The 22032-nt window shown below is 62.9% G+C and carries 14 protein-coding genes; 4 read left to right on the top strand and 10 right to left on the bottom strand.

Annotated features, from left to right (window positions below; all coding sequences use genetic code 11):
- Positions 1 to 182: 182 nt before the first annotated feature.
- The 3 genes from ACI3K3_RS10795 to ACI3K3_RS10805 form a co-directional block, all read right to left on the bottom strand.
- On the bottom strand, positions 183 to 1493 hold the full coding sequence (locus tag ACI3K3_RS10795; RefSeq protein WP_404913690.1) for a surface lipoprotein assembly modifier: 1311 nt from the start codon (positions 1491 to 1493) through the stop codon (positions 183 to 185).
- A gap of 310 nt (positions 1494 to 1803) precedes the next feature.
- Entirely contained in the window at positions 1804 to 2766 is a 963-nt protein-coding gene (locus tag ACI3K3_RS10800) for a cytochrome-c peroxidase (protein WP_404913588.1), read from the bottom strand.
- Positions 2767 to 2773: 7 nt separating this feature from the next.
- Positions 2774 to 3340, bottom strand: a complete 567-nt coding sequence (locus ACI3K3_RS10805) for a hypothetical protein (RefSeq protein WP_404913589.1) — start codon at positions 3338 to 3340, stop codon at positions 2774 to 2776.
- A 121-nt stretch (positions 3341 to 3461) separates the two neighbouring features.
- Here ACI3K3_RS10805 and ACI3K3_RS10810 point away from each other — a divergent pair, with 121 nt between their 5' ends.
- Positions 3462 to 5516, top strand: a complete 2055-nt coding sequence (locus ACI3K3_RS10810; RefSeq protein ID WP_404913590.1) for a TonB-dependent receptor plug domain-containing protein — start codon at positions 3462 to 3464, stop codon at positions 5514 to 5516.
- Positions 5517 to 5676: 160 nt separating this feature from the next.
- Here the strand turns inward: ACI3K3_RS10810 and ACI3K3_RS10815 are convergent, their stop codons facing one another.
- Entirely contained in the window at positions 5677 to 6441 is a 765-nt protein-coding gene (locus ACI3K3_RS10815; RefSeq protein ID WP_404913591.1) for a siderophore-interacting protein, read from the bottom strand.
- Between the two features lie 155 nt (positions 6442 to 6596).
- Entirely contained in the window at positions 6597 to 7502 is a 906-nt protein-coding gene (locus tag ACI3K3_RS10820; protein WP_404913592.1) for a LysR family transcriptional regulator, read from the bottom strand.
- Between the two features lie 110 nt (positions 7503 to 7612).
- Here ACI3K3_RS10820 and ACI3K3_RS10825 point away from each other — a divergent pair, with 110 nt between their 5' ends.
- The 3 genes from ACI3K3_RS10825 to ACI3K3_RS10835 are packed head-to-tail and all read left to right on the top strand — an operon-like array spanning position 7613 to position 9999.
- Positions 7613 to 8419 carry an SDR family NAD(P)-dependent oxidoreductase gene (locus ACI3K3_RS10825; RefSeq protein ID WP_404913593.1) on the top strand — a complete coding sequence of 269 codons (807 nt, stop codon included), beginning with the start codon at positions 7613 to 7615 and terminating at the stop codon, positions 8417 to 8419.
- Positions 8416 to 8958, top strand: coding sequence for a nuclear transport factor 2 family protein (locus tag ACI3K3_RS10830; protein ID WP_404913594.1), 543 nt, complete (start codon positions 8416 to 8418; stop codon positions 8956 to 8958). Before ACI3K3_RS10825 ends, ACI3K3_RS10830 begins: the two co-directional genes overlap by 4 nt.
- A gap of 6 nt (positions 8959 to 8964) precedes the next feature.
- Positions 8965 to 9999, top strand: a complete 1035-nt coding sequence (locus ACI3K3_RS10835; RefSeq protein ID WP_404913595.1) for a zinc-binding dehydrogenase — start codon at positions 8965 to 8967, stop codon at positions 9997 to 9999.
- A 505-nt stretch (positions 10000 to 10504) separates the two neighbouring features.
- Here the strand turns inward: ACI3K3_RS10835 and ACI3K3_RS10840 are convergent.
- The 5 genes from ACI3K3_RS10840 to ACI3K3_RS10860 all read right to left on the bottom strand — a co-directional run bounded on the left by ACI3K3_RS10840 (position 10505) and on the right by ACI3K3_RS10860 (position 22008).
- Positions 10505 to 12406 (bottom strand): sulfatase-like hydrolase/transferase, encoded by a 1902-nt coding sequence (locus tag ACI3K3_RS10840; protein WP_404913596.1) that lies wholly within the window; start codon positions 12404 to 12406, stop codon positions 10505 to 10507.
- Between the two features lie 11 nt (positions 12407 to 12417).
- A complete protein-coding gene (locus ACI3K3_RS10845) occupies positions 12418 to 14781 on the bottom strand; it encodes a TonB-dependent receptor (RefSeq protein WP_404913597.1) in 2364 nt (787 codons plus the stop codon).
- Between the two features lie 358 nt (positions 14782 to 15139).
- Entirely contained in the window at positions 15140 to 16315 is a 1176-nt protein-coding gene (locus ACI3K3_RS10850) for an ROK family protein (protein WP_404913598.1), read from the bottom strand.
- Between the two features lie 341 nt (positions 16316 to 16656).
- Positions 16657 to 19098 carry a hypothetical protein gene (locus tag ACI3K3_RS10855; protein ID WP_404913599.1) on the bottom strand — a complete coding sequence of 814 codons (2442 nt, stop codon included), beginning with the start codon at positions 19096 to 19098 and terminating at the stop codon, positions 16657 to 16659.
- A gap of 615 nt (positions 19099 to 19713) precedes the next feature.
- Positions 19714 to 22008, bottom strand: a complete 2295-nt coding sequence (locus ACI3K3_RS10860; protein ID WP_404913600.1) for an arylsulfatase — start codon at positions 22006 to 22008, stop codon at positions 19714 to 19716.
- Positions 22009 to 22032 lie beyond the last annotated feature (24 nt).

Here is a 22032-nt window from a genome sequence, read left to right on the forward strand (position 1 = left end):
GGCGTAGACTGGGGAGTTGGCGTCGGGGTAGGCGAAGGGCTTGGCGTCGGCGGGGGTGCGGGCGTGCTGTTGGTGCTGCCGCCTCCGCCGCCGCAAGCGGCCAGCGCGAGGCTCAGCGCGGTCAGCGAAACGATAGCAGAATTGCGTGCAGCCGAAATTGAACTCATGAACCGTTCCCCCCTTTAGAATGCCGAAGTGACGCCAAACTCGGCGACGACGCGGCGATAGTCGTAGATCTCGATAGAGGAGCGGTTGCGCTCCCATTTAAGGCGCACCAGCGGTGCGAAGCTGCCCAGATGCAGCGCCCGCAAGGTTGCCGCGATGCTGGCGCTGTAGCGGTCCTCGACCCGGCGGTTCGGGTAGAGGAACAGGCGCGCGTCCGCTTCCAGGTGGCTGTAGCCCAGCGTGCCCACCAGCGTCGTGCGGCCCATTTCGCGGAACAGATAGGCCGAGGTTCCGCCCATCGCCAGCGAGTATCCCGGATCGCGCGCCGCCTCGCGGAAGCCGAAAGCCTGCACGCCGCCGCCGAAGCGCGCGCTGAAGGCGCGGTCGAAGTTGGCCGAGAGCGTGAAGTCGTCCGCCGTCTGCAGGGCATTGCGTCGGTTGGTGACGTGGGCGATGTTGCCGTCGAGCCGCACTTGCCCGCGCTTGCCCACCGGCCGCTGCCAGCTGACGCCGCCGCCGATCGTGGTGCTGAACAGATGCCCCCCGAACCAGCGCCGCGCAGGGCCCGCCGAGAAGGTCAGCTGGTTGCTGCCCCAGGTGTATTGCGGCCCGGCCTGGATCGCCACGGTGATGTCGTTGAAGTCCCCCTCGCGGTAGAGCGTCGCGCCGGTGGAGGCGCGCACCAGCAGGTCGGCTCCGGGTTCGATGCCGAGGCGAAAGTAGCCCTGTCCCTGCAGGGCAAGGCCCACGCCCGACTTCGCGCGGGCATCCTCGTCGAGCGAGAAGTCGCCGATCACGGTGCCCAGCGTATCGGACCGCGTGGCCCGGTTGATGTTGCTGTCCGGCGCCAGCGCGACCTCGACCGAGCCGCCCAGCGGTTTTCGGGCATTGAGCGCGCGCGAGTAGAAGCGCACCAACTGCTCCACTGCGGAAGGCAGCCCGGCGGCCTGCGCCGCGCGCAGTTCCTTGCGGGCCGCCGCCATGTTGCCGAGCATCGCCTGCATCCGCGCCAGTTCGAGACGCACGCGCGCGGCTCCCGGCTTATCATCGAGGATGCGGCGGAATTCGAGCGCGGCATCGCCGTAACGCCGCATATCGTCGGCCAGCATCAGGCCAAGGCGAAAGCGCGCCTCGGTGCGCACCTCAAGGTCGACATCCTGCGTCAGGGCGCGATAGGCAATCTCGGCAGTGGCGAAATCGCCGCGATCACGCGCCCGCCCGGCCAGCGCAAACACTTGCGCGGCCGAGAGATGGTCAGGCGCGGAAACCGGCACGGTCAGGGCCCCCTGGTCCTGCGCGCCCGCGCTGGTCGCGATGCCCGCCAGCATCGCCACGACCAGCAGTCGACGAATTGAAATGATACACCCCCGTTTGTACGCCCTGCTATCGTACTAAAACGGCTGCTGTCCAGATGGATCGTGTGCCGGCCTGGTGCGTCGTTCGCTTATAGCTCGGTCTTGCGTTGTCTAACGAACAGGCCCTGAGCCAATCCCAGCAGCCGAAGTCCCTCTGCCGAGCACAGCATGATCTCAAGCTAAATCGCTCGGTCAGAAACATGGCTGTCGTCTCGGTACGCCGGCAGATTCCGGAAAGCATCGATGGCCATCGCGATACCGCAGCATCTCTGACCCTGCAGTTTTACAGCGCTTTCCCGCAAGCCGATCGTGGCAGTGAGAATGCCGGGTTCGTCAGGAAGACCTGATCGGTCAAGCTGGCGAGGAAAGCTGTCACCGCGCTGCGGTCGGCTACCGAAAGCGCGATCCGAGTGTGCGCCGCGATAGCTGCGTCTAAAGAGGGCGCAGAGCCATCGTGCAGGTATGGCCCACTGACGGACACGTTGCGCAAACTGGGCGTTCGGAAGCGGCCGCGGTCGCGAATGCGGCCGGTGACTTCGGCCAGGCCCGGATCATGGGCATTGGGCGGCGGCACAGCACCAATGCGGTGGTAACGAGAGTCGGTGAGGTTCACCCCGCTGTGGCATGCCGCACAGTTGCGCTTGAAGATCCTGGCGCCCTTCCGGGCGTGATCTCCAAGCGCGGACTTGTCCCAGTCGCTGCCACGCGAGACGAGCGCGCGCTCGAAGGCGGCAAGGGCGCGGGCGACCTTGGGATAGTCGATGGTGCCGTCGCTTCCTGGAAAGGCCTGCGCGAACTGCGTGCGGTAACAGGGATCACGGCCGAGGCGGCGCGCGATCTCCGCCTCGTGCCCGTTCATGGCCATTTCCACCGGATGCTGGCCGAACATCGGCACCGCCACTTGCGCTTCAAGACTGGTGAGGCGCGGATCTGCCCACGTCAGCTGCGGGAAATCGCCGACATTGGCGAGCGTGGGCACGTTGCGCCGCCCTGGATCGTCGAGCGCGCCGGGATGGGTGCGGTTGCCGTCGGCGAAACCGTGGTGCTGCTCGTGGCAGGTCGCGCAGGACATGGTGCCGTTGATCGAAAGGTCGGCGTCGTAGAACAGCCGACGACCAAGTTCGATACGAGCGGCCTTCACGTATTCGGACGGCTGCGTCTCCGCGCGGGAAACCGCCATAAACCCCGAAACCGCAGTGACGATCAGCAGCACTCCGGTTGCGGCCCCCGTTACCGTATTTCGCATCGAGGCCTCAAGGCAGGCGGGTGACGAGCAGCGGCAGCTTCGCTTCGGCATTGGCCGAGATCTGCAGGATATAGTCTCCCGGTTCGAGCGCGAAATCGACCATCTTGCGAATGCCCGAACAGTCCGGCCCATGGCCGTGCGCGATCGAAGTCAGCCCTGTGGTCGCATCGCCGGCCCTGATCACGTCGATCCACGCCGCCGAGCCGAGCGCCACCCGGTAGTGCCCTGCCGCCGATACGGTGAAAGTGTAGATGCCGCCGAAACTCACCGATCCGCCGGGCTTTTCAGGGCGCTGGGCATAGCGGACTTCCGGCGTGGGGCTGAGCATGCCATCCACCGCCTTACCCGGCGTCAGCCGTGCTGCCGCGCCTGCGTCCTGTCCGGCAGCCAAGGGCACGCGTCGATACCAGCCGCTCAACTCGGCGGGAAGCGCGGGCGGCGTGGCCCGACAGGCCACGGGCACCTTGGCGGAGGAGGCCGAGCCCGGCACGGGCATCTCCTGTGCCAGCACGACGCCGGCCGGCGTCAACATCAGCAGAGCGGCCAAAACCAGCCTTCCTTTGAAACCCTTCATTTCTCGTCCGATCACTGGAAGCCCCATTTGCTCACGCTTTTGCATTGCACAAAAAGCTATATACGAATGGATATAGCGAATCGCCCAAACGGCGACAGCACAAAACATGAGGGCTTTTTTCATGCGTTTCGCCTCCGTCTGTGCGGTTACTCTTTCCTGCGTCCTTGCCTGCCCCGCCTTTGCCCAGTCCGATGTACCCGCCGATCAGGACAGGCAGCGCGGCAATGCTTTCACGCTCGGCCAGATCATCGTTACCGCACCGGCGCCGGGTGAGCCTTCGATCACCTCCTCCACGCTCGATGCCGAGGCTATGACGCTGTTCCAGCGCAACAGTCTGGACGACGCGGTGAACCTGATGCCGGGCGTCTCGTCATCGAACAGCGGCGGTTCGCGCAACGAGCGGCTGATAAACGTGCGCGGCTTCGACCGTTACCAGGTGCCCCTCTCGATCGACGGCATCCGCGTCTACCTGCCTGCCGACGGGCGGCTCGACTATGGCCGGTTCCTCACCTCCGACATCGCCCAGGTGCAGGTGGCCAAGGGCTATGCCTCTGTGCTCGACGGACCGGGAGCGATGGGCGGCGCCATCAACCTCGTGACCCGCAAGCCGAGCGAGCCGATCGAAGCGCAAGCGCGGGGCACCCTGAATCTCGGGCGCAAAGGCGAGTACACCGGCTACAACGTCTTCGCCCTGCTCGGGACGAAGCAGGACATGTGGTACGCGCAGGCCAGCTATACCCGGAATTTCACCGATCACTGGGATCTTCCCGGCAGCTATGAACCGACTGCTGGATCGGCCGAGGACGGCGGCCATCGCGATTTCTCGCGCACCGCCGACTGGCGAGTGAACGCCAAGCTGGGCTTCACTCCGAATGCGACCGACGAATACTCCCTCAGCTACACCCGGCAGGAAGGCTCGAAGAACGCGCCGCTCCATGTTACCGACCTGCCATCGTCGCAGCGCAACTGGTCGTGGCCCTACTGGAACATCGACAGCATTTATTTCCTCTCGACCACCGCACTGGGGGACCGGGCTACACTCAAGACCCGCATCTACCGCAACGGGTTCGACAACCTGCTGCGCGCCTTCGACGATGCCAGCCAGACTACCCAGACCAAGGGACGCGCCTTCAACAGTTATTATGCCGACACCGCCTGGGGCGGTTCGGCGCAGCTCGACGTTGCGGTGAGCGATATCGACCGGCTGAGCATCGCGGCGCATTACCGGCGCGACAAGCATGTCGAATGGCAGCAGGCCTTCCCCTCGGGAGACACCGAGCCCAGGCAAACCAGCGTCGAGGAAATCTACAGCATCGCTGCCGAGAATAGGCTCGACCTGACGCCGGCACTGGCCTTCACGGCCGGTGCCAGCTTCGACTGGCGCGACCTCTCGCGGGCGGAGGACTATGCCAGCGGAGCGCTGATCGAATATGCGCTGCACAACGGACAGGCGCTGAACGGACAGGCGCAACTGGTCTGGAGCGCCGATGCGCAGACCAGCCTGCACGCCAGCATTTCCTCGCGCGCGCGGTTCCCGACCATTTTCGAGCGCTTCAGTTCGCGCTTCGGCGGCGCCACGTCTAATCCGAACCTCAAGGCCGAGCGCGCGACCAATTACGAGATCGGCGGCACGCGCGACTTCGGCCCGCTCCATGCCGAGGCCACCGCCTTCTATTCGCATCTCGATAACGTGATCGTCGCCTTCCCCACGCTTTATCAGGGTCAGGCGGTCACCCAGAGCCGCAACCTCGGCAGCGGCAACTACTATGGCGGCGAAATCGCGCTTACCGCACGCGTCGCGCCCACGCTCAGCCTGGGCGGCAATTATACCTACACCCACCGCGATCTGGACGATCCCACCAATAGCGCGTTCCAGCCGACCGGCGTGCCCACGCACAAAGCCTTCGTCTGGGCCGACTGGTCGCCGTTCGAAGGGCTGCACGTGCTGCCAAACGCCGATATCGCGTCGAACCGCTGGACGGTAAGCACGGACGGTTCCCGCTATTACCGTACCGGCAGCTATGTGCAGGCCAATCTCACGGTGAACTACGCGCTGAGGGAAGGCGTCGAAGTGGGCGCGGGCGTACGCAACCTGTTCGATGATTATTACGTGCTCACCGATGGCTTCCCGGAACCAGGGCGCAGTTTCTTCCTGAGCTTTGGCTTCAAGTATTGAAGGAAAAAGAGGCGGTCATCTGGCCGCCTCTTTTTGTCTTTCCGGCACTCGCTTCCACTCGAGGCGATGTCTGTCAGGTGGATACATGCGAGAGCCATATAGGCCCTGCCCGTCCCGCACTGCAATCACGCTACCGCCAAGCCGCGTACTCGTGGCAGGCTTAGATAACGGCCGTTGCCTCGGCGTCCTCGCGCTTGATGATCTTATGGTTTTCCTCGTCAAGACCCAGCTTCCAGTAGCTCGAGATGTAGAGTTCCGTCGGGCTCAGATTCATTTCTTCGCGCAGATAGGTTCGCATCAACCGCATCGCGGAGAATTCGCTTGCCGCCCAGCCATATACACGACCTGCAGGTCTGCCTTTCGCGCGAAGCGCCTCGACTAGAAGGTGCGGCTCCTTACCCGGTGCCGGATTGACCAGCCACTGGACCTCGATGCCGTCGGGCGCGTCCATGCCTATTCTGTCTTCTTCGCGCTGAATCTCTATGACGGCATAACCTTTCGCGCCGCGGTCAAGCGCCTCCAAATTGACTGTGATGGCGGGGATCGCGGTCATATCCCCTGCTATTAGGTAACAGTCGAACCCCTCGGGAAGCGGCTTCGCCGGCCCCGGGCCGCCCACCTCGATCGTATCGCCAAGCGCCACCGTCGTGGCCCATCGCGTCGCCGGTCCCGAAACACCAGCCGCAACACCATGAAGAGCGAAATCGACATCGATTTCGCCCTCTCGCTGTGCGCGGATCGTGTAGGTTCGCACGGTGGGTTTGGTTAGACCCGGCGCAGGCGGCAACATCAGCTTGACGTAGCCGCCCTCCTGACAGCGCGGATAGTCCACCAAGCCCTCACCGCCCAGAGTCACTCTGATCATTGACGGTGATACCGACCGCCTGGAGAGGACGGTCATCGTGCGCGGCATCGGCTTTGCCATCAAGGCTTCCTTATTGCGATAGATTTGCAAAAGGCAATGTAGGCTGCTTCGGGGGTATTACAACCTAATCACGTCCGCTCCCCGTCGAGGCTCTGGGGGGACATACCTCACGGACACTGGCTTGCCCGCGTGACATTCGCGCGATCCTGGCGACGTCATTCGGGTTCAGGAGCATGATGTCCGATCGCGGCAGCAAGCAAGTCGGCAACGCAATTTTCCGCGCGCCCCTGATGAAAGCGCGCTTGATCTCGAAAGCTTAGAAACAGCCGATATTTGAGTTTGGGGTCGGAAAAAGCCCGCCCCGACAACCTGCCATGACCCTCCGCCAGCGCGAAGAGGCATGTCGGCAGGATCGCGCAGCCCAAGTCGTCCTCGACGAGTCTCAGCGCAAGGTGAGGATCGTCGATCTCGATCGTCGGGTTCACTGCAAGGCCTGCGGCGATGGCTGCGGCATTGATAGTCCTGCGTATGCCGAGATGATGGGAGGGCAGGATCAAAGGCAGCTTCGACGCTTCTGCGAAATCCAGCGGTTCGCGCTCAGGTCCGGAATCCCGCGCGAAGAGCATCAGCGGTTCCTCGCGCACGCATCGCAGTGAAAGGCGGGCATCTGCTGCCTGCTCTTCAAGAACCGCGAAGTCTATCACCGCCCGGACCAGCCAATCCTGAAGGCTCCCGGTATTCCCCTCGACGATGCGTAGCCGGATCTCAGGGTAATTCCGCTTTACCGAATGCACGAAAGGGCGGCCGAATACTTCACCGAGGCCCGGCGGCATGCCGATAGTGAACTCCCCCTCTATCCGGTCGCCTGGCGTCCTGATATTGCGCGTTGCGAGGTCGATGTCGTGGAGGGGCCCGGCAATCGAGGCGAGTAGATTCTCGCCAGCATCCGTCAGGTTCATCCCGCGCGCCGTACGCCGGAACAAGGCGATCCCCAGTTCCTGTTCGAGCATCCGCATCTGCCGACTGAGCGCCGGCTGCGCTATGCCGAGTACCCCGGCCGCCTTTGTCAGTGAGCCGTCCTGGGCGATCCTAGCAAAGTAGCGCAGTTGCCTGAGTTCCAAGGCCGTCTCCTCATGATATTCTGATCTGTTATATCTTGAACGCCGGAATTGTATTGGCGGTATATCACGCTGCCAGTTAGATTTCGGCAAAAGCGATAAGGGGAGAGACGATGAGCTGGGTGGAGCGGTATGGGCCCTGGGCATTGGTTCTGGGTGCGTCTGAGGGAACCGGGCGCGAGTTCGCGCGGCAGCTCGCGACAGAGGGCATACCCTCTGTCCTTATCGCCCGGCGCGAGGCGCCGCTCGAACAGCTGAAGGCAGAGATCGCCCGGGACTACGGGGTCGAGTGCATCAGCGCGGCAGTCGATCTGGCTCTCGGCGATGCGTTGGAGCGGATCGTGGCGGTGGTCGGCGATCGCGAAGTGGGCCTGCTCATCTGCAACGCCGGCGGTGATCCGAACGGCAAGCCTTTTCTCGACGTGCAGCTTGCCGCATGGCTGGAGCTTATCCAACGCAATGTCGTGACGACACTGGCGGTCTGCCACCATTTCGCCAGGTCGATGCGCGTTCGGGGCCGAGGCGGCATTCTGCTTGTCAATTCCGGCGCCTGCTACGGCGGTGCTGCCACGATGGGGCCGTACAGCGGCAGCAAGGCCTTCATGCTGGGGTTCGCCGAAGGTTTGTGGGCGGATTTGCAACCGCATGGCGTCGATGTTCTGACCCTGGTGCTGGGCAGAACCGATACGCCCGAATTCCGCCGGTTTCTGGCCGATAAGGGCATGGATATGCCCGCGGATGTCTGGAGTGCGGAGGCCGTTGCTCGTCTTGGACTGGAACGGCTACCGCATGGGCCGATCCACAACGTCGGGCAGGCGGACGACCAGCCCGGAATGTCTCCTCAATCGGCGGCGGAACGGCGCGCGCGCGTGGTTGCGGTAAGCAGGGTCACCGCCCAGCTCTACGGAACCGGCAATTGAGCACGGCTGCCGCTCTCTTGGCGCTGGCCGATCGTACCGCCATCACCGATCTGATCTACCGCTATTGCCGCTCGGTCGATCGGCTGGATGTGCCGCTGGGCCATTCGATCTGGCACGAGGACGGTTGGGCGGATTACGGTGCCGACGTCTATCAGGGGCCAGGCAAGGGCGTGATCGATCTGATCTGCACGCAGCATCGTCACACGCTCCACCATTCGCATCAGGTCTCGAACATCGTGCTCGAGCTGGATGGCGACCGTGCCGGGAGCGAGGCTTATTGCACCGCATCGCTGCGGATCGAGCGTGACGGCGTGCTGCGGCAGATGACGATCTGGAACCGCTATATCGACCAATGGGAAAAGCGCGCCGGTCGCTGGGGACTGGTGAAGCGTCTGACGATCCGCGATTTCGACGAAGTGCGGGAGGTTTCCGAAATGCAGCGCCATGAACGGGCTCGCCGCGATCGTACCGATCCTTCGTACGACGTCCTGCGCCGATATCCCGAGGCGGCCGATCGCCTGCTGTCCGGAATGGAGTAAGAGATCATGAAGGCTGCGGTCATCGAAAATGGCGCGGTGCGCGTCGCCGATGTGCAAGACCCCGTTCCCGCCACGGGGCAGGCCCTCGTCCGCACGCACAGCTGCGGGATGTGCGCGTCCGAGCAGCATTTCCTGCATTCGGGCCAGAACGTCATCGACCTGTCGAGGCGTTTCGGCGGCCCCTATGCAGGGCTCGACTTCAGCCGGCCGTTCGTGCCCGGCCACGAATATGTAGGCGAAGTGATCGACTACGGACCCGGCAGCCAGCGCACTGTAAAGCCGGGGCGGCGGGTCGTATCCTTGCCGGTGATGCGCCAGCAGGGCGCCCATGCGGTGATCGGCTTCAGCCACGATTGTCCGGGGGGATGGGGCGAACTGATGTTGCTCGACGAAGCGACCCTGATCGAGGTTCCCTCCGAACTCGATGACGACATGGCGGCTATGACCGAGCCGCTTGCCGTGGGGCTGGAGCACGCGCGTCGAGGGAGGCCTTCAAAAGACGACATCCCGCTCGTTGTCGGCTGCGGCGCCATCGGGCTGGGCGTCATCGCTGGACTCAAGCTGATGGGTATCGGTCCAATCATCGCCGCCGACTTTCACGCAGGGCGGCGCGAGATGGCTATACGCGTGGGCGCTGACATCGTGGTCGATCCTCGCGAACTTTCCCCTTATGCGCCGCTGCCCGATCTCGGCAACCGCCGCGCCAACCTGATTTATGAGAATGTCGGCCTGCCTGGCCTATTGCCCGAAATCATCGCGGCCTGCGCCTTTGAAGCGCGGATCGTGATGGGCGGGTATTGCATGGAGCAGGAGCAATTCTATGTCTTCGCCGCGCAGAACAAACGGTTGACCGTCCACTTCGCCGGTGGTGAGGAAGGGCAGGATATGGAGCTTGCACTGCGATCCATCGCCGATGGCCGGATCGACGTATGCCCCTGGATCGGTGAACGCATTGGCCTGAGCGGAGTGTCCGATGCCGTCGCCCGCATGTCCAGCCCGCTCGCGCCCATTCGCACCGTGATCGATCCACGCACTATTTGACAGCACGACGCAGCGCTTCATCAGCAGACGGGAATGGCCAATTCCAGGCAATCGACGGTGGCATTCGTCCCAGGTGGTAGCGTCTGCACTCTCCGTCTGCTGCTGCCGCTTTCCGGATTAAGAACTTGAAAGCCACCTGCCGGCTTTCAATGCTAAGCCCCTGGTCCACTCGATGGCCCTAATTGCGCGAAAGCTGACGCTATAGGCTCGGCCCGGAACCACTGCTTTGTCCCAGGCCTTGCCCATCGCAGACGACCTTTGTCACCGTTCATACGTTAAAATCTAACGCTCAGGTGGGGACGGTCAGGTAAGGCAACTCATGACAAATTTAGGTCGTTCCACCCACACCTCATCGAACGGCAGCTATCAGCGCACCAGTCTTGACTTCAGCCGAAAGCGGGGCGCCAGAGATCAATCGTCCGCTCCGAATGAAACTGGCCCTCGTCCGGAAATCAGCAGGAGTTTCCCCGCTGGGTTTTGCTGCACTACTGCCCAAACGTACTACTTACCGTGCCGATTGCATCCGCTTCATGAAGGCGTCGATATCGAGCACCGGTGATGCCGGTGTGTACGTTCCATCAAGAACGAACTGAAGATATCGGCCGGAAGCCTTGAGATACTCGTCGTCCTGCGCCGCCGCCGCTTCATCGATCGCGGGCCGGACGAGGTTTGCCCTGGCGCCCAGGTAGGTGAGTGCGTTGATCGCCTGGAGGCGGACGCGCGGGTTTGGGTGTTCCGCGAGAAGCTTGCCCAGGAGGTGAACCGGCGCACTGTCGTTTGCGAAACCGGCCGCAAGTTCGGCGAGCGCGATGCGTACATGATCGGAAGGATCGGAATTCATCCGCTGGATAACGTCTGCTTGGGCTGGGCGAGCGGCTTGACCGAGGATCAGCAGGCCCTGCGCAGCCCAGTATCGAACGATGGCGTTCTCGTTCGTCAGGTGCGCTCGCAGCGCTTCCAGATTGGATGGATCGCCTTTCGCGGCCAAGGCCGCCACCTCCATTATCCGGGGAAGAGGGTAGGCACCTGGCAGGCGGCTTTGCAGGTAACCTTCGGGCTCCGCGCCTTCAGGTATGAAGCCGTTGTCGTTCACTTCGACTATGTGCGCGTCCAGGGCGCGGCGCATCCCTTCGATCCTGGCGCGATGCGCCGGCACATCGATGAGGTTGACCACCTGATCGCGATCGCTTTCGAGATCGAAGAACTGCTCGAACGGCTTGCGCTGCCAGTAGAGTTCCTGAACCGGGTTCAGCGTGCCGGCAAGATGCGCTGCTTCCCAATCCTGATAGCCCTTGGCGACCCATTGGAACTGGCCGTGCTGTCCCCAGGGACGGTGCGGCGAATAATTGCGGATGTAGCGATAACGGCCGTCCGTGACGGTGCGTGACATGTCGTAGCGCTCATCCATGCGGTTGCGCATACCGAAGGCATACCGCTTGGGCTTGGCCGCATAGGGGCCGAGGAAGGCCGACCCCTGCATGTGCGCGGGCTTGGCGATCCCGGCAAGTGACAGAACCGTGGGGGCAAGGTCGATGAACGTCACCGGCGCGCGTACCTCGCGGCCCGGCGCACCGGGAGCGAGATGGCGCCATTTTTCCGGAAAATGCACGATCATGGCGCAGCGCAGGCCTTCATCGTAGCAGTAGCGCTTGCTGCGCGGCAGGACGCCGCCATTGTCGGAGTAGTAGAAGACGATCGTATCTTCGGTCAGGCCCGCCGCGTCGAGTTCCGCGAGCCGCGCCGCGATCTCGCCGTCCATCGCCTCCATGCGGTTGTAGTAGGTCGCGAAGTCCTGCCGGATGCCGGGGGTGTCGGGGAGATAGGCAGGCAGACGGATGTCCTGCGGCTTCACCCGGCCGTCCAGCGGCTGGAAGATCCTCGATTCATGCGTGGTTTCAGTGTTGAATACCGCGAAAAAGGGCGCATTTCCGGGACGATTCCGCCAATGCGCGTCCTTGCTGGAAGCATTCCAGATACGTGCCGGATCGAGGTCGGAGTTGTAGTCCGTCTTCGCGTTATTGGTGCAGTAATATCCCTCTGCCCGCAGATACTCCGGAAATCCGGAGAGCAGCGGCGGAAGTTTTGCCACGGCTCGCATGTTGTGGGCGGGCCCTGCGCTCTCGGGGTGGACACCGGTGATGATGCCGAACCGGGAAGGGGCGCATACCGGCGCATTGGAGTAGACATTGCGGTAGAGCACGCCCTGCTGCGCCATCCGGTCCAGGGTCGGAGTATGGGCAAGCTTGTCGCCGTAGGCCCCGATGAAGGGGTTGTTGTCCTCGCTGACCAGCCAGAGGATATTGGGGCGCGCGCGATCGGCGGGGATCGCCTGCACTTTCGCGGCCAGGCCGGCGGCCGCCGCTGCCGCACTGGAGGAAAGCAGTTTTCTGCGGGAAATCCGGGTCATGCCCTTACTCCTCAATAGCTGAACGTGAAGGTCGCGCCGAAGTAGCGGTCGGCGTCCTTCGGGATGAAGCCGGTCAGATTGTAGGGATTGGCGGCATTGGTGAGGACCGAGGCACGGCCCATGCCGTTGACGAAATGCTGGTTCGTCAGGTTGCGTGCGAACAGCGTCACCCCGTAGCGGCCGTCCTGCCGCCGCAGCCCGAGGCTGAGGTCGAAGGTGGCATAGGCGCCTTGCACAAGGTCGCGGTCCTGTTCGAGGGCGAACTGGATCCTGGACTGGGCGTTGCCGGAGAGCTGGCCGAAGGCCGCGAAATCGGTCCCGGCGATGTCGCTCTCATAGCGCAGGGTTGCCGTTCCGCGCCACTTGGGCGAATTGGGAATGCGTCCGTCGCGCACGTTGAGGAAGGGGGTGGCGCCTGTGCCCGTGCGATAGCACTGGTTGGCGGGGCTGTCGGTGCGAACCGCCGCGGAACCCTGAGCGTATAGCGGGCAGCTGAGCCCATCGACATCGACGCTGGCATCGAGATAGGTTCCACCGCCGCTGAGCGTCAGTCCGCGCAGAGGACGCGCGGTAAACTCGATCTCGACGCCTTTGGTCCGGGCGCTGCCGGCGTTGGTCGGCACGAAGCTAGTGGTGTTGGTGACGGGATCGGTCTGGGCAGCCTGAACCTGGAGATCGGTGTAATCGGCGTAGAAGAGCGCCGTGTTCACGGTCAGCAAACGATCGAACAAGTCAAGTTTGACGCCCGCTTCCCATGCCTTGACCGTTTCGGGCCGAACCGGGCGTTGGTTCGCGAAATCTGCGCTTACCTCAAGATCATAGGCGGCGCCCTTATAGCCCCGCGTCCAGGTTACATAGGCCTGTGCGTCCGGCGAGAAGCGATATTGCAGGCCGATCTTGCCCGACAGGTCGGTATCTGCGGTGGATCCATCGCCGATCGAGGCGGCCATGAGCGGGGTGTCGCCGCTGACCAGCGCCGAGCCGGGGCGGTTGCCCGCATAGCGCACGGTTTCACGCTGGAGGCGCCACCCGCCGATGAGCGAAAGACGGTCGATGACATTCCATTCGGCCTGGCCGAACGCGGCCCACTGCCGGGTCTCTCCGGAAGCCTCGTGCCAAGTCGAGAGGTTGGTGACGGCCGGGCACACGGCGCCGACTGTCGTCGTGCCGCCGGCGCAGGATTGAAGGCGGCGGCGAAAGCCTCGGGTCAGGTCGAGGTCGAGGTAATAGAGGCCGAGCACGTAAGTCAGCGGGCGATGTTCGGGGGAGGTGAGGCGCAGTTCCTGGGTGAACTGGCGAACACCGGCCGGTCCGCCGTTGAGGAGGTACTTGCTCTGGCCGTAGGGCAGCAGCAGCGGGCCGTCGTAGGGAAGCCCGTCGACATCCACGTTGTTGTCGAAGTCGAACTTCTGCCAGGCCGTCACGGATGTCAGGGTATGATCGCCCAGTTCGAGATTGCCTTCGAGCGAGACGATCCACTGCCGGGTATCGTTGAAGGAGGGCGTATCGATGTTGACCTGTCTATTGTGCCGCCCGGCGACGACCGGTCCGATCAGCGAGGCGAGTAGCGGCGTGGCAACCTGGAGGTATTGCGGCTGGCAGCAATCGGCATCGGTCTTGCGGTAGTCGGCGGTCAGCAACAGGTTCAGGCGCTCCGTTGCGTCCCAGTCGAGCTTGCCGCGCAGGCCCCAGCTCCTGAAGCCGTTCTTGTCCTTGCCGTTCGCCACGTTGTCGATGTGGCCGCCGACATCGTTGTAGAAACCGCTCAGCCGGGCGCGGAGACTATCCGAAAGCGGGCCGGAAATGGTGCCTTTCACGCGGTACTCGTCCTGCTCGGCGATGGTCGCCTCGGCGCGGCCCGTCCACTCCTCGGTCGGGCGAGCAGTGACCACGCTGATCACGCCGCCGGTGGCATTCTTGCCGAACAGGGTGCCTTGCGGCCCGCGCAGCACTTCCACGCGTTCGATATCGGCAAGGTCGACGAAGCCCTGTGCCTGCCGCGCAAGAACCACGCCGTCGACCACAGTCGACACCGAGGATTCCGATCCCTGGTTGAACAGCGAGGTACCGATACCGCGGATCCGGAAAGTGGAATTGGAGACGTTGTTGTTCTGGGTATAGGTCAGCGACGGGATCGCGTTGGCGAGGGCATTGGTATCGTTGATCTGACGCGAAGCCAGAGCGTCACCCGACAGAGCGGTGACCGCGAGCGGCACGTCCTGCAAGCGTTCGGTGCGCTTCTGCGAGGTTACGACGATTTCACCCGGAATCTCCTCGCGCGATTGCGCCTGCGCACCGCTCCCGCACAGCGCAGAACCGAGGAAAAGCGAAATGGCAGTGAGACGGTGCCTTGAAAACCTGGATCGGTTGTCCACGCTGGAAGTCCTTCATATCTGTCTGGATCGGGCAAAGCTTCGCTCTTCGCGTCACCAAGGTTTCGCGAGGCGGCAAATGCCGAAGAAACCCGCCCGGAAGTTCAAGCCGGAGCGGTGGCTATCAAATGGTCAGTTGAGTGCGGCCGACAGCCGTCTCCAAGGCGCGAATTGCCCCATCTTCTCTCCTGCGATTACGTTTGACGCAGTCCTGGCGTGGTCGCCTCGGATGCCGGGTGGCCCTGCACATCTGCTCGTCAAACAAGCGCCGGCAGGCCGTCCCTACATTCTCAACCTATTCAGTAGATATAATTCGGTCAATGAACTAAATCTATCATCGGGAGAAAACCCAGCTTCTGGCTCAGCCGGTGTAGATCCGTTCCAGCGCCAGGCTGGCCGACCCCTTCCATATATCGTCCTCGTCAACCGGTTGCAGACGGATGCTGGTCCGCTCCAAAAGGGACGGCAGAATCTGCGAGGAGACGGCTTTCCGCAAGGCAGGCTCCATCAGCACACCGTGGTGCGGATGCAGGGTCTGGACGACCACCCGGCCCGGATCCTGCTCGTTGACGTGGCTCGCGATGGCGGTGCCAAGCGCTTTTCCGGCCAGGTCGAATGCGGCGACTGCTGCCGTCTTTCCCCGCAGCGCATCCTCCACCGTCCGGTCGAATGAAGCGGAGAAGGCGGCGGCATCGCGGGGAAGGTCGCCCGCGAGGCCCGTAGACGTCACGATGCCGATTGCACTGGCATAGGTGACGAGGCATCCCGTGCCTCCGCAGTGACAGGCTCGTCCGCCTTCGAAGGCCACTTTGACGTGGCCGAACTCGCTGTTCATCCCGTGAAAACCGCTTTGTAGCGTTCCTCCGGCATAGCGAGCGGCGCCCATTCCAAGCTCCATGAGCGCAATGAGGGTAAAGTCGTCCTGACCGCCATCCTCTCCGAACCAGTGTTCCGCCCGGGCGAGAATGCTTGCGCGGTTTTCGAGAGTGACGGGCAAGCCCAGCAACTTCGATAGTTTGCCTCCCAACGGCATCGGGACGTGGGGCGCGGCGGGTGGCAGCCAGTGGATCACACCTTCATGGCGATCCACATGCCCCGGAATTACCACTCCAACGCCGCCGATCGATGTGCGGTCCAGCTTCGACGCCGCAACGGCAGCCTCAATGCAACTCGTCAGCCGCGCAGGTAGGCTGACGAGGTCGGTAAGGTCGCCCAGCGCCGAAGTGGAGGAGAACAGCCGCTCACCCTGAAGATTTACGATATCGATGGAAGCCGTGCCGTCGGGAAGCGGAAAGACGGCGAGGGCGTGAGCTCGATCTTTTGCGATGGACAGGCTGATCCTGGGGCGACCGCGACCGACTGCCGGAACCACGTTTTCCTCGATCAGGCCCGCCTCGATCATTTCGCCTACAATCGCGGTGACGGTGCTTTTTGTCAGTCCGGCCCGATCCGCAAGCTCGGTTCGCGAAATGCCGCTCTGGCGGCGGATGAGCTTGAGCAGCCGCAGGCGGGTTAGGTCGTCGAAATTTTTGCGCAAAGCAGGAAACCATGGGTCGATGGCTGAAGATCCCAGGAAGTGAACCCTGGAGAGGTCAGATGTCAAATTTCCGGCAGCTTGATCCAGATCCAGCATGTCTTGCTTGGAGGCTGAAAATATGAGGGGCTTGCTGGGATCGAGCCTTCCCGCAAGTGACCGCTTCGTTGGCGGGAGCAGAGCAGCGGCGTTCCCGGCAGGTCGCGGCTGATACCCGCCGCTACTTCGTATGCGCGCGAACGGCAGCTTCGTTTCCAGGCCTTGCCCATCGAAGACGACCTAAACAAACGCTCAGTCGACGTTTTTCACTCCCCAGGCGAGGACCGTCCGGTTCTGCGCATAGATCAAAACCGCTTGAACATGCGTAGGGTGACAGCTCTGCCCAGCGGGTCAAGGTAGGCGGGCTGGTAGGCAACGGGCGTCGCACCTATCCTGTCCCGCACGCGGGGCCGGCTGTTGGCTATGTTTTGCACCATGATGTCGATCATCAGTTTCTTCGCCCAGCCTTCGTTTGGCAACAAGCGCTCAAGGTCGGTGAAGACTGTCAGATTTGTCGTTCCGAGTGGGGCGAAGGACAGGTCGGCGGCGGGCACCGGATTGCGCGCGCGACTGCCGGAATGCCAAACCGACTGGAGGTAGACGCCCAGCCCGTCTCGAAACAGGCTGAGATCGGCCTGCACGTCCCAGCGGGATCGTCCGCCGCTGGCGGTGATGTTATCTCCGTCGAGGAGGTCGAGCGGGACTGTGCCCGGGCCGAGCCAAAGCCGGTCTTCCAGCTTCAGCGTCGGCGTCAGTGAGGCGTTGAGATAGATGACTTTAGGCGGCGCACCCTGCGCCGGGGCCTGCGGTGGCGTACCGAGTGGGCCATTGTAAGAGAGGCTCGCCTTCAGCGTTCGTTGGCGCTCGCGGAACAGGTTGACCGGACTGAGGTCGACGATCACGAGTTTCCCCGTGTCATCGCGTACGAAGCGATCCGGAAAGGCTGCGGCGATCGCCGGGGTCAGAACGGAGACGCTGGAAGACTGGTCGTGGATCGTGGCGTCTTCGTAGATCAGGCTCGTGCGCACCGCGTCCGTCTTGAGGGGCTGCAGATTGGCGGTCAGGGTCAGTGTACGCTGCCGTTCGGCCAGAAGATCAGGGTTTCCACCCGATATCGAGGTGACGAAAAGGCTCTCGCCTGAAACCAGATCGACAAAGGGCGTGTTGGGGGTTGTAATGCGCGGCGCGCCGATGAACGCGAGAACGGGTGCAGACTCGGCATGTTTCAGCGTCGCTAGAAACTGCACTTTTTTCGCAGGGCCCCAGTTAAGTCCGACATGCCCGTTCAGCAGGGTGCCATGGCGGCTCACCCTGTTCGCGCCGCCGGAAATATCGACCGAGAGACGGCCCAGGAACGGCAGCACTTCATACGCCGCAGAGGCAATGGGAATGCTTGCGGTTACACTGCCACCTCCTTGATCGCGGCCCAGCGAGACATTCGCATCGGGAAACGACAGCGAGGTGCTGTCCGTCCCGGATCGGAGCCCGCTCAATGTGGTTGTCAGGGTTAGCGGCCCTGCGGGCAAGGTTACGGGTATGCCGTTCACTACAAGCTGGGCTTCGCTGGTCCGCACGGTCGATCGCGCACGATCCCTGAGGACCGCCCCGGCCTCGGCAGAACCGATCGGCGCGAAGGCGTTGCCGCCCATGCTGACCGCTTGCTGTACTGCGGTTGCGTCGAACCCGAGGTCGCTCTGGATGCGATTTCGAACCACGTCGTGGTTGAGGCGCAGCGTCCAGTTCCAGCCCCCCATCGATCCAACCAATCCGGCACCCGCGTGAAGGATGTCATCGCTTCCTGTCTGCTCAAGCACCGGCAGTTCCTTCAGGTAACGGTTCACGATCACGTCGGCGCGGAAGGGCGAAGTCGCATTGGCGGCGGGTACAAGGATCGAGGCGGTGGCGAGCCCCTGCCGCGACCAGTTTCGACTGCGTTCGCCTGAAAAACTCAGCATGCCCGTTATGTTGTCACCAAGAGGACGGCTCAGGAAGCCCGACAACTTTGTCCTGCGCTGGCGAGGGCGCAGGCTGCGATAGGGGCCGAGGTCGGTTATGTTCGGCCGGTTGGCGCCCGGCAGATAGGCTGCAAGTGTTCCGCGTGCATCGGACGCCTGCGGGATGGCGGCAATGGAAACCGCCGTTCCGGCTAGTTCGCTGAGCCGAGGATCGATCTCGGCGCCCCCGATTCCGGTCACATTACCGACAATGTCGAAAGGAATGGCGGGGTCGGGACTGATCCGTCGGTCTTCCTGCCGCAGCTCGGCCTGCTGCGTGACATAGGCCGTGATGCTCAAGCGGCTCTTGCCGCGCAAGCGCGTCATGCCAAAGCTGCTGTCGGCCATTCCGCCGCCGCCATCCGTGCTGGTCTGCCCGCTGGCCATGGCCTCGAAGCCCTGGAATTTGGCCTTGGTCGTAAAATTCAGTACGGGCTGGTTCGGCGGATAGCCAAGCCGCGGTGCGGCTTCCTGCGGAAGCAATTCAATCGTCTGGATGCCGTCAAAAGGAAGGGTATTGACCTCGTTGGTATCCAGGGGCCGCCGCCCATTGATGGCGTAAACGGGCTCCGCGCCATCGGGACCTTTGAGTTGTGCCCCCAGACGCTGGATCATATCAGCAATGCTCGAAATGCCCATCGCCCGTAAGTCCTGCGGATCGAAGCGGCGGAGCGGTTCCACCTCCGTAGGCGGCAACTGGTTGCGCACCACGATGTCCCCCGGATTAACTGGTGGCACCTCCTGCGCGAACACCCTGCTTCCCGCAAAAAGCAGCAATCCATTGCTGAGTAGTACCGCTCGAAATTTGGAGTTTAATGCAACCATATGTTCGACAGAATCCGTGCCAACTCGCTACCGAACTTCTCGGCCTAAGCGAGGCAATGACTTTGATTATCATCATTTTTCAATCTTGAAATCACAGTCAATCAAAGTGCGGCCGCGGTTATGCCGCAATAGGCACATTTTCTCACATCATGTCATAAGGGAAGAATGGGAACGGGAGGGACCGTGCAGGCGGGCAGTGTCGGCTGCTGCCACTAGCCTTCCCATTCGTTCAGCAGCGGCTTCATGTTCTCAGGTACAGCCCGTCGGCTTTCCCTCTCCGGGGTAGCCAAGATTGCCCAGATCGCGCGTTGTCGATAAAGTCAGATGGCGCAACAACTTGACCTCGGCGTTCCTCTTCCGGTCAAGCTAACTTACGATTCCACACTCTGCCGGAACTGACCCGTGTCGGACTTCTTCGCAGGCATTGCTTCCTCCATCGAGTCATCGGCCAGAGAAGGCAGCTTCGCGATCGGGCGGACTATGACCTGCACCCTAATCAGATCACGACCTGGCGCGGACAGTTGCTCGAAGGGACAACCACTCTCAGTCGAAGACGATGCTGACGTGAGGGATATTACCCTCGATCGCGCCATGCGGCGTGACGTAATCGGTCACCGGCACCCCTAAGTCGCGGCCTATATCTAGCGTTTCGCCATTACCTGCCGCGAGCAGCATGCTGGTAGGAAGTTGTACCCTCGCAAACTCCTTGCGGTCCACACTGAGCGTGACGATAGCGGGGCCAGCGATCTTCTCGACCGCGAAACGCATCGTCAGCTTGCTCGCGCCCTTTGGCAACTTGCGGTCTGCAACGACACGGGTGATCTCCTTGGGATCGGTCGAGCGCGCGCCAATGAACGCGGGACGCCCCTGATCGAGATAGAGGCTCCATCCCCCGAACTTGCTGCCATACGCGGTCACGACCCCCGAAGCAGCTGCGGTATCAAGCTTGAGATCTGCCGTCAAAGTGAACGAGCGCAGTATCGGCATCGGTCCGCTTGGAGTCGGGATGCTGACGTCCTTGCCCCAGAAGTCGAAGTGCTTCGGCCCGTTGCTCCCAAGCGTCGCCGCACCGCGCGCCATGGCGAAGCGGTGGTCGAGCGGGAAGACGTTGTTGCGCTGCGCTTCCTGCTTCCAAAGCGCCTGCATTGCCGCGAGCCGCGCTGGCTCCTTCGCCGACAGGTCATTGGCCTGCGAGAAGTCCCGGCTCAGGTCGTAGAGCGTCCACTGCATCTCGGGTCGGGTGCCGCCGGGCGGAAGGTTTTCCCAGGCCAAGCGCCCATCGTCACCGGAGAGGAACCACCCATCATGGTAGAGGCCAACCTTGCCGCCTATCTCGAAATACTGGGTGCGCGGCTTCGCGCCCTCGCAACTGGCAAGACTGGGCAACAGGCTCGTACCGTCGATGGGCTTCTGCTTTGCGCCCAACACCATATCAGGCGCCGGCAGCCCCGCAGCGTCGAGGAACGTCGGCGCCAGATCGTTGAGGTGCGAGAACTGGTCGCAGATCGCGCCGGGATGAGCGACATGCCCTTTCCACGAAAGGATCATTCCGTTGCGGATACCGCCAAGGAACGATGCATACTGCTTGGTCCAGCGCAGCGGCGTGTTCATCGCCCAGGTCCACCCGGCAGGATAGCTCTCGTAAGTGTCCGGCCCGCCCAGCTTTTCGATGTTCGCCTCGAGCCAGGCGGGATCCTCGTCGTGGCGGCCCATGCCGCGCAATTCGTTGATCGTACCCTTCGGCCCCGCCTCGGCGCTGGCACCGTTATCGCCGAGGATCATCGCTACGACCGTATTTTCCAGCTCGCCCATGCGATCGAGTTCGGCGATCACCCGTCCGATCTGTTCGTCCTGGAAAACCAGCTGCGCCGCAGCGACCTCCATGGTGCGGGCGGCGAAGGCCTTTTGCGCGGAGCTCAGACTGTTCCACGAGGGTATCTCTGCGGGGCGCGGGGTCAACCGGGTGCCTTTCGGGATAATACCCATCGCGAGCTGGCGGCGCCATGTCTCCTCGCGCACAATATCCCAGCCCTTGTCGAACTTGCCCTTGAAGCGAGTGATGTACTCAGGCGGCGCCTGATGCGGCGCGTGCGTCGATCCCGGCGCGAGATAGGCAAAGAACGGCTTTCCAGGCGCGCCCGCCTTCTGGTTGTGGACCCAGCGGATGACATCGTCCGCAAGGCGGGCATCAAGTAGCCGGGTGCCGCCGGCCTCAGGCGGATCGACGCGCTGAACGCCCCGGAACAGCGTCGGCGTATACTGATCGATGTCGCCAGCGACGAAGCCGTAGAAGTAATCGAACCCAAGCCCGGTCGGCCACGCGTCGAACGGCCCCGCTTCGCTGCGCTCATTCGAGGGGGTGTTGTGGTGCTTGCCGAACATCGCCGTGCTGTAGCCGTTGAGGCGAAGAGTCTGGGCAATCGTTGCCGTCTCCGGCAGGATGCGCCCGCCGTAGCCGGGATAAGGCGATGGCACGTCGCTCAGCCAACCAACACCGGCAGCGTGGTGATTGCGCCCGGTGAGCAGCGCGGCGCGGCTGGGCGAGCAGATGCCGGTCGTGTGAAAGCGGTTGTAGCGCTGCCCCTGCGCGGACAGCCGGTCGAAATTAGGCGTGGGCACCGGCCCACCGAAGGCACTCGACATTGCGAAGCCGACATCGTCACTCATCATGACGAAAACGTTCGGCGCGCCTTGCGGTGCCTGCACCACGCGGGCCTTCGCGGGCCTCGCGTCCAGCACGTTCTCGGCCATAGTGCCGTCGAACGCAGCCGTGGGCATGGGCAGGACACGGCGATCCTGAGCGCTCGCCTGAATTGCGCAGAGCGCGCTTGCTACCATCAGGATTGCCTTGCACCGCCATAA

The organism is Novosphingobium sp. ZW T3_23 (assembly GCF_044987305.1).
Taxonomy (GTDB): domain Bacteria; phylum Pseudomonadota; class Alphaproteobacteria; order Sphingomonadales; family Sphingomonadaceae; genus Novosphingobium.

Bases quoted from the DNA above. Each gene is read 5' to 3' on its own strand.
- ACI3K3_RS10795 (WP_404913690.1), bottom strand. From the start codon at position 1,493: ATGCTGGCGGGCATCGCGACCAGCGCGGGCGCGCAGGACCAGGGGGCC.
- ACI3K3_RS10800 (WP_404913588.1), bottom strand. From the start codon at position 2,766: ATGCGAAATACGGTAACGGGGGCCGCAACCGGAGTGCTGCTGATCGTC.
- ACI3K3_RS10805 (WP_404913589.1), bottom strand. From the start codon at position 3,340: ATGAAGGGTTTCAAAGGAAGGCTGGTTTTGGCCGCTCTGCTGATGTTG.
- ACI3K3_RS10810 (WP_404913590.1), top strand. From the start codon at position 3,462: ATGCGTTTCGCCTCCGTCTGTGCGGTTACTCTTTCCTGCGTCCTTGCC.
- ACI3K3_RS10815 (WP_404913591.1), bottom strand. From the start codon at position 6,441: ATGGCAAAGCCGATGCCGCGCACGATGACCGTCCTCTCCAGGCGGTCG.
- ACI3K3_RS10825 (WP_404913593.1), top strand. From the start codon at position 7,613: ATGAGCTGGGTGGAGCGGTATGGGCCCTGGGCATTGGTTCTGGGTGCG.
- ACI3K3_RS10835 (WP_404913595.1), top strand. From the start codon at position 8,965: ATGAAGGCTGCGGTCATCGAAAATGGCGCGGTGCGCGTCGCCGATGTG.
- ACI3K3_RS10840 (WP_404913596.1), bottom strand. From the start codon at position 12,406: ATGACCCGGATTTCCCGCAGAAAACTGCTTTCCTCCAGTGCGGCAGCG.
- ACI3K3_RS10860 (WP_404913600.1), bottom strand. From the start codon at position 22,008: ATGGTAGCAAGCGCGCTCTGCGCAATTCAGGCGAGCGCTCAGGATCGC.